The organism is Pseudundibacterium arcticum (assembly GCF_042646465.1).
Lineage (GTDB): Bacteria > Pseudomonadota > Gammaproteobacteria > Burkholderiales > Burkholderiaceae_D > Undibacterium_A > Undibacterium_A arcticum.
In genome coordinates this window covers 1-12,321 of record NZ_JBHRTP010000011.1, presented here as the reverse complement: position 1 = coordinate 12,321, position 12,321 = coordinate 1, and the positions used below count along the sequence as shown (strand labels likewise).

The window sequence follows — 12,321 nt, the reverse complement described above, 5'->3', positions numbered from 1 at the left end:
CGATTACGGCGCTAATGCGTGAAGGCTGTCCACCATGCTTTGCGTCGTGGGTTCCGGCAAGCGCGGCATAGGAAGGTGTGCCTGCGCCATCAACAAAAACAGATCTTCCTGGCTGTCGATCCCCAAGGCAGTCATTGCGACATGATCGCCCGCGCGTCCCAACGAGAAATCCAGCAGCGTTTTGAAATTCTGATTGTCCGACGCCTCTGCCGCTTCAAAAGTTTCCACCAGATAACGCAGTTCGGCATTGAATAATGCGTTGACCGATGTATCCGACTTGGCGGCAATGATCTTGGCGCGCTTGAGCAACTCGCGGTCCACCGCCCCGGTAAAATTAACAGTTTCTGCCATGACGGTCTCCCCTAATGAGTGTACACATAGATAAGTGTAGCACAGAATCAAGTGTGCATTGCTTCGCCTAGCTGTAACGGATCGCATTTGAAAACGACCGGGCTCCCATTTGACGCCGTTTTTGGCTCAGATTAACTGCGACTGATAGAGCACGCTGGCTCACATTATCTGCAAATGAGCTTGCATTTATCAGCCACGGCTCGCATTCCGTGGCAGTGGGATCGCAATAATTGCAAATGAAATGCCTGGCTCCAGACCATCCACCATCGACGCAATGCAGCGAGTCTCTGAATACAATCCGGCGGTCCGCTGAGCGCAGGGTTGGGCGTCACGGTGCCCGTGCGCCGCAACCGCGATATATTCGACTGCCAGCAAATCGCTGTGGGGCGTTACCTGTCAATTGACGGACCTGCACCGTGACCTGTCTCGCGGAAAGTGCTCGTTCTGAACGTGCGCGTTCTTGACGAGACGTTTCAATATTGAGAAATGTCGGTGTTCTGCCATATAGTAAGAAAACGGGCCGCAAGCGCGGCCCGTTCAAATACTGGCAATTTGTTTTTTATTTCGCCGCTGCTTTTTTGACGACTTGCGTCAACTGGTCCGAGGCTGCGGTGACATGGGCGTCCGTCGCTTCGACGGCTTGTTTTGCGGCGCTGTTCATTTGCTCGTAACCGGCATGTGCGTTCGCGACGGACGATTTCAGCATTGCCATCACGTTTTCAGAACCGGCTGGCGCGTTCTTTGCGATGTCGTCCACCAAGGCGCTTATCTTGCTCTGGACTTCGGCGACTTGCGCGTCGGCGACCTTGGAAAACTCCGCTTTCGTGGCGGACACGATGTCCGTCAACTGACGGCCGTAGGCAGCAACTTTTTCTGCGTTGGGCGTGGTGTATGCAGTTGCCAGCGAGAAGAAGGCTTGCGGGTCTTTCGCTGCCAACAAGTCCTTCGCTGCGGCTGCCGTGTCCGCGGCGGATGCTTTGGCAACTTCCATGTTCAATGCAACAAGCTTTTCTGTTCCGTGCACCGCGATGCTCGTCAGCGCGCTCAATGCAGCGAGCTGGGATTCAAAAAAGGCTTTGCTTGCAGACGTATATTGTTCTGTATTCGAAAACATGACTTCTCCTGGGGTAGGGATTTGACTGCGCTGACACCGGATACATCTTGTGCGGGGCAGCAAATCATAGGGCGTCCATGCGATTGTGTCTAACGGTTTTTCCCAAGCCTACTTGTTGTTTTTTAGGCAATCTATGCGTTCTGCGATAGGGGGAATGATGGATCTATTTGCGTCGCAGATCGACCCGCTGGCCCTTGTGTTTTTGATGGCTGGAAGCAACTATTTCGATGTTATGGGCGGGGACAGCGCGACTCCGGGATTCTGTGCTCGTACGAGTAAGAGGGGCAAATCAGGAATCGCCTTCTCGTTGCCCTGTTCGTCTGCGATATTGCTCAAGGCGTCATTCAGCAAAGCATTCAGGGCGGTGATGGTAGGCGCCGGGCAAGGCAGACGAAATGAATCGTCTTAAAAAAGCAACGGAAGCTAAGATTGCCGCTAACCCAGTACGAGAAAACCGGGGTTTCCGATAGGATAGGTTAGGATGGAATGAGAGGCAAAGCGGGGATGGCAACAACTATTGAAACGAACGCTGGGCGGGAATGAATAAGAATTTAATGGCAATTCAATAGCGTGGCACCGGAGGTAGTGTGTCAGTGGTACTTTACTCAAACGACCTGGTGCTTGACGTCTATCCCAAAGCGGTGACGATTGACATTCGTGTGGGGGACTGGAAGGCCTATTTACATCACATCACAGGTCACTACGACAACAAAGATTTTGTCAGTTCTTATGGTGCGGTCGGCGCGTACAAACGACAGTGTGCGATGGCTTATCTCGGGAACCGCGCGCAACTTCATGGCGGGGTATGCAGCAGGACACAGCCACGCATTTTGACCCCGCAGTGCATCGCTGACCTGGATACAAAGAACAAAGCACAACGCTATCAGCGCTATCCATGGTTAGAGAAATTGCTGAACCTGCTGGCAGAGGTTGAACGAATTCAGGACAAGATTTCCGGTGGTGATGTCATCTCATGGAAAATAGTCGGGGGTGTACTGAAGTTTGTGTAATCGGTCATTTGGCAGGACATTGCCACCTACGAGGAAAATATGACCAAACGCAAAGTGGTACAACCCGACCTGATCGATCTTTTGCTCGCCGATTACCAGAAACGGAAGACCTGATCGGCGAGAACGGGATTTTAAAGCAGCTTACCAAAGCCATTGTGGAACGCGCCTTGCAAGCCGAACTGGCTGCCCACGTGGGCCACGACAGCATGAAGCCGTGGCTAACGAGAGCGGCAACACCCGTAACGGCAGCAGCGCCAAAACGCTCAAAGGCGATTTTGGCGCCTTGCCCGTCAAGATTCCACGGGACCGCGACGGCAGCTTCGAGCCCCAGCTCATTGGCAAACATCAGACCCCCTGGCCCAGCTTCGACGACAAGATTCCGATATCCTGAAAGCGAAGATACTGATCGTCGATGATCAGGAAGCAAACGTCGCGTTGCTGGAGCACATATTCGCCGGCGCCGGCTACACTTCCGTATCATCCACAATGGACGCGCGCGCGGTGTTCGAACCGACTAATTCACTGCAGCTATTCGGGCGCCATTGTCAAGAACGGTGCAGCCGCAACGCTTACGACTGTCAGGTAACGCGCATGTTAGCTGCTGCCGGCAGTCGCCTGTAAGGCTATCGCTGCTTGCCGCAGGCAAACAGATGCGAGAGAATAGGCTCTGGCATTGCATTTCATGCATCCAGCCATTTCCGTGGCCTCGGGTCACTCTTTCCTTTAAGGTCTTACATGAATCGCTTAGAACTCGCTGAAAAGATTGCAATCAAACATGAACTGTCGAAAGCTGAGGCCGCGCGCATCATTGCGACTATCACAGAGACCATTGTTGCCACCGTCAAGAAAGGCGATACCGTCGGTATTGTCGGCTTCGGCACTTTCAAGCAGATGAGCCGCGCAGCGCGCGCTGGATTCAACCCGAGCAAGGGCACGAAAATTAAGATTCCGGCCGGCAAAGTCCCGAAGTTCGTACCGGGCGCAGGTTTCAAGGATGCTGTCGACCCGAAAGCGGCGAAGCGCAGAGCAGGGAAGTAGAGCGCGAGCTTGATAAGGTGCTTGATAGGGCGCTGATGCAGTGAGTATCAAGTAGGCCTTGGACGTCGCGCCTAGGGGTAAAGCTAATGTTTACGTGTTAAAAATACGACGACGACATTTCATACAAGACCCGCGTTGAGCTTCGCTCTCGCGGGTTTTTTCTTGTCAGATTCGATGCCACCGGATGCCGAGCATTATCTGGCTTGGCCACGTCGGCTCCTATCTACGATGGCGGGATATCCATTTGTGTCTATGCTACATAAGGTAGGCGGGCTGTTTCGTCTTCAAAGCCAGCTGGGGCTCTGGAGCTGTAGGCCGAGGTCCATCATCTACCATCAGGAGGAGGTATGCGCATACTGGTCGTTGGAGCCGCAGGGCTCCTTGGAAAAGAAATTGTCGGTCTGTTGTCCGCTGAGCGGGAGGTGATAGGTGCCAGCCGTAAGGGCTCGGCGGTCTCTGTGGACATTTCCGACAAGCAGTCAATTTTGGCGATGTACAAACAAGTGGGCACGGTTGACGCCATGGTCTGTGTGGCGGGCACAGCGAAATTCGGAGCGAAATTCGCTCCGTTGATTACCATTACCGACGATGATTTTGCGTTCAGCCTTGCCAATAAGCTGATGGGCCAGGCCAACTTGGTCCGGTATGGTGTTCCGTACATAGTCCAGGGCGGCTCGATTACGCTGACCAGTGGCCTGCTCGCGCAACACCCAATGCCCGGTGCTGCAGTGAGCACCGTGAACGCTGGCATCGAGGCGTTTGGTCGGGCGGCGGCACTTGAACTGCAAGGCATGATTCGCGTAAATGTCGTTAGCCCTGGATGGGTGTCGGAGACCCTCGAAGCGATGGGTCGCGACCCCGACAAGGATCCGCTAATTCGCACCTTCGGTGCGTAACGGGAATCCTGCTTGGCGAGTCCAGACGCCTGCCACCTCCCAACTGCGCAGGCGAGCGACACACATGGTGCGCCTGCACTTTTCAAGCTTTGAGCCGATATCCGGTCTTGAATATCCACCAGACCACCGCGACGCAAAGTCCTAGGAAAGCTAATGCCATACCGGCGCTGATCAACACGTTGACGTCGGAAACATCATAAAAACTCCAGCGAAAACCACTGATCAGATAAACCACCGGATTGAATAATGCAATCTTTTGCCAGAAAGGCGGCAGCATACTAATCGAGTAAAAGCTGCCTCCGAGAAAAGACAGTGGTGTTACGATCATCAACGGGATCAGCTGTAGTTTCTCGAAACCGTCGGCCCAGATGCCGATAATGAAACCAAACAGGCTAAACGTCACGGCAATTAGTACTAGGAACGCGAACATCCACAGCGGGTGCGCAATCTCGAACGGGATAAATAGCCACGCGGTAGCCAGAATCAGCAGCCCGAGAATGATCGACTTCGTGGCTGCAGCACCGACGTAGCCCCCAACAATCTCAACGCTGGAAATAGGTGCAGAGAGAACTTCGTAAATGGTGCCGGAAAACTTCGGCATGTAGATGCCGAAGGAGGCGTTGGCGGTGCTCTGCGTCATCAGCGACATAATGATCAAGCCAGGGATAATAAAGGCGCCGTAACTGATGCCGTCAATGTTGACCATATGCGCACCGATCGCAGCGCCGAATACAACAAAGTAAAGCGCTGTCGAAATTACCGGTGATGCGATGCTCTGCATTAGCGTTCGCCCGGTGCGCGCCATCTCGAACACGTAGATCGCGCGAATAGAGTGAATGTTCATGGTTATGCTTTCACTAGGCTGACGAAAATTTCTTCGAGCGAGCTTTGACTGGACTGCAGATCCTTGAAGTCGATACCATGCTCACTCAGTTGCCGCAACAGGCTTGCGATCCCCGTTTGCTCGCTTTGCGCATCGAAAGTATAGATAAGCTCGTTGCCGTCCGCACTGAGCTCGAGCTGGTTGCCGCCGAGTCCTTCGGGAATGCGGGACAGCGGATGCTGCAAATGCAGTTTCAGCTGTTTCTTGCCAAGCTTTTCCATCAAAACCACCTTGTCTTCGACCAGGATGATCTCGCCGTTCCTGATCACACCGATGCGGTCAGCCATCTCCTCCGCTTCTTCGATATAGTGCGTGGTGAGAATGATGGTCACGCCGTTTTCGCGGAGGCCGCGGACCATCTTCCACATATCGCGGCGCAGTTCCACGTCGACGCCGGCGGTGGGTTCGTCGAGAAACAGGATCTGCGGTTCGTGCGACAAGGCCTTTGCGATCATGACCCGGCGCTTCATGCCGCCCGACAATGTCCTGATTTTCGCATCCTTCTTGTCCCATAGGGAGAGATCGCGGAGCACCTTTTCAATATGGCCCGGATGCGCCGGCTTACCGAAAAGGCCGCGGCTGAAATTTACCGTCGCCCATACGCTTTCGAATGCGTCGGTAGCCAGTTCCTGTGGAACAAGGCCGATTCTGGATCGCGCGGCGCGATAATCGAGCACCACATCATGACCGTCAGCAAGTACCGTGCCCTGGGTTGGACTGACGATCCCGCAAATAATATTGATCAACGTCGTCTTGCCGGCTCCGTTCGGGCCCAGCAGCGCAAAGATTTCTCCTCGCTGGATCTCCAGACTGATGCTCTTCAGCGCACTGAAACCCGATGTGTAGGTCTTGGTAAGGTTTTTGATAGAAATGATCGGTTGCACTCGGCTTCCTTCTAAAAATCCGGATTGTCATGCATTCTAAAGTCGCCCCCGCGACTCGCTATAAGTCGCTCGCGCACAGTAACATCATGCACACCAGAATAACGTCGATCGGAAAGCGCATCCTTTTGATGTCCCGCATGTCGGTTATCCTGAGAGTTTCAACGGATGCAGCCTACCCGAACGCCTTGATGACTGCGCTTAATGCGACAGAACCAGATTGCGTACCCGTGCCGTGCGGCCATCGGCCCAATCATCGCTGCGATTGAACCGAGCGTGGAGATTGGAGCGCGCTACGCCGCGGGCCAGACAGACTGCCTTCATTGGTCGTCCTTGCCCAACAAGGGCGAGCGCGCAATCCACTTTCGTTCTCGAGCAAGCTCAACTGCCGGTTCTGTCGCAAATTTTCGGTCAAGTCAAATTGTTGGTAATCTCTGTTCCTTGAAAAGGCAGGGAATGGCGATGATCGAATTCAAGGGCAGTCATTTTGAGCGGGAAGTGATTCTGTGGGGTGTCCGCTGGTACGTGGCATATCCAATCAGTTATCGCAATTTAGAAGAAATGCTGAAAGAGCGTGGCGTAGAGGTGGATCATTCCACGCTTAACCGCTGGGTGGTTAAGTACTCATCGCAGCTGGAGCAAGCCTTTGTGCGGCGTAAGCGGGCTGTGGGCACCAGCTTGCGGATGGGCGAGACATACGTGAAGGTCAAGGGCAAGTGGAAATACCTGTATCGTGCGGTCGATAAAGACGGCCAAACGATCGATTTCCTGCTCACCGCACAACGGGATAAGAAAGCAGCCTCGCGCTTCTTGACCAAGGCAATCCGCTATCAAGGTGTTCCAGAGAAAATCACCATCGACAAGAGCGGGGCAAATGCTGCAGCAATCGAGGGCTACAACACGGCAGGCAATCCGGAAATTGAACTCCGTCAGATCAAGTATCTGAATAATATTGTTGAGCAGGACCATCGAGCAGTCAAGCGCATCATCAGGCCGATGCTCGGTTTTAGATCTTTTCGGTCGGCCCAAAATACCTTGGCTGGCATCGAAATCATGCACATGATTCGTAAGGGCCAATTGCAAGACCGCGGTGATCTTACGCCTGCGCAGCAATTTTATGCTTTGGCTGCATAAGCGAGTTCTAAACCAGATCTCTTCCTCGCCCCATCAAAAAATTTGCGACAGAACCGTTTCGCGCCTCAGCGCGAACGTCCATTGCCTGGTAAAACATGTGGGACCTGGCGCGGGTCGGTGAATCCAGAACAACTGACTGGGGCGATATTCCTTTTCATTGGTGATACGCCTGAGCCCCGAACTATCGACGTTGACGGTGTACAGATTGTACGTCTTCCAACAAGGGAATTCGCCGACCTCGAAGTGATAGATGAGGTCGAACTCACAATCCTTGCCAGCTTCGGAATCTGACTTGATATGACATCGTTCGTCGCAAGAACTGTCGGTTCACAGCCGGCTCCTGAACAACGACGCGATTAGCATTTTTGAGCACATCGAGAAACTTGCAGGAAGGTCAAACAAACCGGGCGCCGAGTGAGACATCACACAAGCCGGTCTTGAGGGAGTGTCTGGCGGCGAGCGTACCGCCTCCTGGTTCACTGGGCTACAATCATTCATCTGGCGTTTTCTGGCGCAAGTCATTGCCTCGCTGCGCGCCGGCTATGAGCGTTGCATTGATAACCCGTTCAGCCACGCTCCTGGCAGATCAGCGGTGCACAATGGTCCGGTCCAGCCGGCCATGGGTGACGGCCCAGCAAAGGAGGATCGATGCGGTCGCAAGTGAGGTCCGGCGTGCGCTTAAGACGCAATGCAATCACGGTTGCGGTCGTCGTCGTCGTCGGCCTGATCGTCGTCGGGCGCATCACTGGCGTCCTGGTCGACTGGCTGTGGTTTTCTTCGATCGGCTATGTCGATATTTTTTGGACGGTCCTTTCCGCCCAGGCGCTCCTGTTTGTCGCCGTGTTCGCCACCTCGGCGGGCGCTATATGGGTGTCGGGGTTCCTGGCGCATCGTTACGCGAGGAGCCTCGGTACCTCGCAAGCGGAAGCAGCCTTTTTCGTCGTAATAAGCGAACTGGCCGACCAGGTCGCGCCGCGCATTCCTTGGCGCTCCAGCATCGCTTGCGGCGCCGTCCTCTTTGGGCTGGTTATCGCAGCCCTCGAAATCTCGAGCTGGGACATGGCGCTTCGCTTCCTTCACCAGGTGCCCTTTGGCGAGCGCGATCCGATCTTCGGCAAGGACATTAGCTTCTATCTCTTCTCGCTGCCCGCTTATGTTGCGCTCAAGAATTGGCTGCTGCAGCTGCTCTTCTGCAGCGCGGTCGTTGCAGGCGTGGTCTACGGGGTGCGCGGCGACATCGCGCTCGGGCAGTCGCCGCGTGGGCTCTCGCCCGCCGCCGCCGCTCATGGTTCGGCACTGCTCGGTTTATTCTTTGTGCTGAAGGCCTGGTCCTACGGGCTCGACCGCTTTCTGCTGCTCTACGGCGACAACGGCGTCGTGGTCGGCGCCGGCTATACGGACGTCCACGTCGAGCTGCCGGTCCTGTGGCTGCTCGTCGGTCTTGCCACTGCCGCATCCGTCGCCTCGTGGGCCAATATGCGCTGGCGGAGCTATCGAATTCCTGCCGCCTCGGTGCTGCTGGTGTTCGGCAGCTCGTTTGTGTTCGCCCTGATCTACCCGGCGCTGTTCCAGCGCTTCTATGTCAAGCCGAGCGAGCTACAGCTGGAGACGCCCTATATCGAGCACAATATCGCGCTGACGCGGGAGGCCTACGGCCTAGAGCAGATCGCGGTAAAACCGTTTCCGGCCGAGCAGGGGCTGAATCTCGCCTCGCTCCAGGCCAATCGCGCGACCATCGACAACGTCCGCCTGTGGGATGTGCAGCCGCTGATGGATACCTACGCGCAGCTGCAGGAGATCAGGACCTACTACAAATTCCTCTCCGTGGACATCGACCGCTACCGGCTTGACGCCGGCTACCGGCAGGTGATGCTGTCGGCGCGCGAATTGGAGCCGGCGATGCTTCCGGCGAACGCCCAGACCTGGGTGAACCTGCATCTCCTGTTCACCCACGGCAACGGCGTCGTGATGTCGCCGGTCACCGAGAAATCCACGGAAGGTTTACCTTCCCTCTATCTGCAGGATATTCCGCCCGTCGCCAACGGCGGCCCGACCATCCACGAACCGCGCCTCTATTTCGGTGGAGGCGGTCATGGCTACGTCATCGTGAAGGGCAGCGTACCCGAATTCGACTACCCCATGGGAAAGGACAACGTCTACACCACTTACAGCGGGCGCGACGGTGTCGCCATCGGCAGCATGGCGCGACGCAGCCTCTTCGCCTGGCAGTTCGACGATCCCAACATCCTGCTTACCGGCTACATCACGGACGAGAGCCGGATCCTGCTCCACCGTAACATTCAGGACCGGGTACGCACGATCGCCCCGTTCCTCAGCCTCGACCATGACCCCTATATCGTCGCGAGCGACGGGCGCCTTTTCTGGATGCAGGACGCCTATACCACCAGCCGCTGGTTCCCCTACGCCCAGCCGCGTATCGGCGACGGCGCCAATTACATCCGCAACGCGGTCAAGGTGGTGATCGATGCGTATAACGGCACGGTCGACTTCTATGTCAGCGATCCTGCCGATCCGATCCTGCGGACGTACCAGAGCATCTTCCCGGGTCTATTCAAGCCTTTGGAGGCGATGCCACAAGACCTGCAGCAGCATATCCGCTACCCCGAGGATTTGTTCCTGATCCAGGCGCAACTCTACCGCACCTACCATATGGATGCGCCGGAAGTCTTCTACAATCGCGAGGATCTCTGGCAGTTCCCCCGGGGATTGGCCGGCATCGATGGTGGGAATGCCCCCGGCACGCCGATGACGCCTTACTACATGATCATGCGGCTCCCTGGGGAGCCGCGCGCCGAGTTCGTCCTCATGCTGCCGATGGTGCCCAGCCAGCGCGAGAATATGATCGCCTGGTTGGCGGCGCGTTGCGATCCGCCCGAGTACGGCAAGCTCATCGTCTACACCTTCCCCAAGGACAAGCTGGTCTATGGGCCGTTCCAGATCGAGGCGCGCATCCAGCAGAATACCGAGATCTCGCAGCAGATTTCGCTGTGGAACCAGATGGGCTCGCGCGTCATCCGCGGCCATCTTCTGGTCGTGCCGATCGAGAGCTCGATCCTCTACGTCTCCCCGCTCTACTTGCGCGCGGCGTCCGGTCAGTTGCCCGAGTTGAAGCGGGTGATCGCCACCTATGGTGACCGTGTGGTGATGGAGGAGACCTTGGGCGAAGCCTTGGCGGCGCTCTTCAAGGGGACCGCCCCGGTAGCATCGCCGCCCCGGGGCATGGCGGACGCGCGCGCCCGCGAGGCACTCGCCCATTATGACCGCGCCATCGAGCGATTGAAGGCGGGAGATTGGAGCGGTTTCGGCTCGGAACTCGATGCCCTCCGGCCGCTGCTCGAGGCGCTCGGTGCCGGCCGTTCCGAGGATCAGAGGTGACCTGAGTGTATTTAAACGAGCGTCTACTCAACCCAATGTGTCGGGAGTACGCGTTCCGTTTCCGAAAGCGGACGTTGCCAGTTGATGGTTAGCACTTGGTCGAGAAGGTCCGGATTGGCCGAGGAGCGGGATTTCGGAAGGTTTTCGCCAACGTCAGTTATCGGGAGTGCTGCGGACCCTCAGCCCGGCAATTTTCACCGCCCTGCCAGTGACCGGAACTGGCCGATCAGAGACAGCTGGCGAGGAGCTGATTCATAATAGTGGTGGATTTCGATCGGAAACGCTGGTGAGTTTTGCACTGGTATCACCGGCGACTTTTACGGGAATGTGGAGTGACTACTTTCCGAAGCGAATGCGCATCGAGCATTGGTGATCGAGATTTAGTAGCCAATCCGGACGCAAGAGAAGCTTGCCTTAAGTCAGAGATAAGCGCATGTTCGGAGTCTGCGCTGCAGACGCTGGCAGCATCGGACGCAAGAGCCATTCACCGCCTGAAAGGAGCGCACGATGCGAACCCTTCTATCGATTTTGATGTTGCTGCCCGCACTGGCGGCTGCAGGCGGCTCCAACTACACCGTGACACCCGGCACCTCGCAGCCGAGGGGCAAGATATCCGAATGGCCGGTGCCGACGCCGAAATTTGCACGCGACCCGGCCGCTGCGCCGGATGGCCGGATCTATATTGCTGTCATGCACGGCGACAAGCTGGCACGTTTCGATCCTGCTGCCCGGAGCTTCGATGAATGGGCCTTGCCCGAAGGCACCAAGCCGCACGGCTTGGTGGTCGATGAAAAAGGCACGGTCTGGATGACCGGCAACGGCAATGGCACACTGCTTGAAATCCCATTCAAACAGGGTCAGCCAGGCCCGATGATCGCGCACAAGACGCCGTCCGGTGGGAGTCCGCACACCATCATCTTCGATGGACGCAATGCGTTATGGTTCACCAACCAGTCGGCCGATAAGGTCACCCGCTTCGATCGCGTGACCAAAAAAATGACGGAATTCACCGCGCGCGACGGCCCCTACGGATTGGCAATGGATCACGACGGCAACGTATGGTTCTGCCAGGCAAGCGGCCAGCGCGTCGGCCGCATTGATGCCAGCACCGGGCAGGTGACGGAGCTCGATCTGGGTCACGGCTCAATGCCGCGCCGTATTGCCGCCGCCTCCGACAACACTTTGTGGGTGGCGCGCTACGGCGATGGCAAACTAACGCACATCGATGCGAAGACCGCAAAAGCCCTCAAGAGCTACGATATGCCGGCCGGACCGCGCGGCAATCCGTATGCGGTGACGGTCGACGGTGCGGACAAGGTATGGGTGAATGAAATCGCCACCGATACCGTCGCGCTGTTCGATCCCGCCACGGAAAAATTCCGTGTGTTTGTGCTGCCGACAAAAAATGAAGGGATACGCAAAATGATTGTCGATGCCAAGGGACGCCTATGGTACATGGGCAGCCACAGCGGCAAGCTGGGGGTGATCGAATAAGCCGCCGCTATGGGGCAATGCTTTCGGCCGATATCGTCATTAGCGATTATTCGCGCATTATTAGCAGAGGCGCGCTCGAATTCCAAGTGCAACATTTTTTATGAAAGAATGTTGCATGGCAAAA

At 56.3% G+C, this 12,321-nt stretch carries 10 protein-coding genes and 1 pseudogene; 7 read left to right on the top strand and 4 right to left on the bottom strand.

Translation table 11 applies throughout. The annotated features are described in order from the left end of the window. Window positions 1-3 precede the first annotated feature (3 nt). A complete protein-coding gene (locus tag ACFOFO_RS05040; protein WP_390331006.1) occupies window positions 4-351 on the bottom strand; it encodes a hypothetical protein in 348 nt (115 codons plus the stop codon). A 559-nt stretch (window positions 352-910) separates the two neighbouring features. Further along, window positions 911-1,465: a TIGR01841 family phasin gene (phaP, locus tag ACFOFO_RS05035; protein WP_390331005.1), complete on the bottom strand. Its 555-nt coding sequence runs from the start codon at window positions 1,463-1,465 to the stop codon at window positions 911-913. A gap of 587 nt (window positions 1,466-2,052) precedes the next feature. Between phaP and ACFOFO_RS05030 the strand changes: the two genes are divergently transcribed. From ACFOFO_RS05030 to ACFOFO_RS05015, 4 genes and pseudogenes are all read left to right on the top strand, one after another. Beyond that, window positions 2,053-2,475 (top strand): hypothetical protein, encoded by a 423-nt coding sequence (locus tag ACFOFO_RS05030; protein ID WP_390331003.1) that lies wholly within the window; start codon window positions 2,053-2,055, stop codon window positions 2,473-2,475. A 39-nt stretch (window positions 2,476-2,514) separates the two neighbouring features. After that, window positions 2,515-2,854 (top strand): annotated as a pseudogene (locus ACFOFO_RS05025) (transposase); the annotation flags it as partial. A gap of 356 nt (window positions 2,855-3,210) precedes the next feature. Continuing rightward, window positions 3,211-3,513, top strand: coding sequence for an HU family DNA-binding protein (locus ACFOFO_RS05020; RefSeq protein ID WP_390324520.1), 303 nt, complete (start codon window positions 3,211-3,213; stop codon window positions 3,511-3,513). 347 nt (window positions 3,514-3,860) lie between these two features. Beyond that, on the top strand, window positions 3,861-4,409 hold the full coding sequence (locus tag ACFOFO_RS05015; RefSeq protein ID WP_390324522.1) for a short chain dehydrogenase: 549 nt from the start codon (window positions 3,861-3,863) through the stop codon (window positions 4,407-4,409). A gap of 82 nt (window positions 4,410-4,491) precedes the next feature. Here the strand turns inward: ACFOFO_RS05015 and ACFOFO_RS05010 are convergent, their stop codons facing one another. Beyond that, window positions 4,492-5,253, bottom strand: a complete 762-nt coding sequence (locus ACFOFO_RS05010) for an ABC transporter permease (protein ID WP_390324523.1) — start codon at window positions 5,251-5,253, stop codon at window positions 4,492-4,494. A 2-nt stretch (window positions 5,254-5,255) separates the two neighbouring features. Next, window positions 5,256-6,176, bottom strand: coding sequence for an ATP-binding cassette domain-containing protein (locus ACFOFO_RS05005; RefSeq protein WP_390324525.1), 921 nt, complete (start codon window positions 6,174-6,176; stop codon window positions 5,256-5,258). 453 nt (window positions 6,177-6,629) lie between these two features. On the opposite strand from ACFOFO_RS05005, the gene ACFOFO_RS05000 reads away from it, so the two are divergent. From ACFOFO_RS05000 to ACFOFO_RS04990, 3 genes are all read left to right on the top strand, one after another. Continuing rightward, window positions 6,630-7,307, top strand: coding sequence for an IS6 family transposase (locus tag ACFOFO_RS05000; protein ID WP_390324526.1), 678 nt, complete (start codon window positions 6,630-6,632; stop codon window positions 7,305-7,307). A 648-nt stretch (window positions 7,308-7,955) separates the two neighbouring features. Then, a complete protein-coding gene (locus ACFOFO_RS04995; RefSeq protein ID WP_390324528.1) occupies window positions 7,956-10,703 on the top strand; it encodes a UPF0182 family membrane protein in 2,748 nt (915 codons plus the stop codon). A 507-nt stretch (window positions 10,704-11,210) separates the two neighbouring features. Further along, window positions 11,211-12,197, top strand: a complete 987-nt coding sequence (locus ACFOFO_RS04990) for a Vgb family protein (RefSeq protein ID WP_390331001.1) — start codon at window positions 11,211-11,213, stop codon at window positions 12,195-12,197. Window positions 12,198-12,321 lie beyond the last annotated feature (124 nt).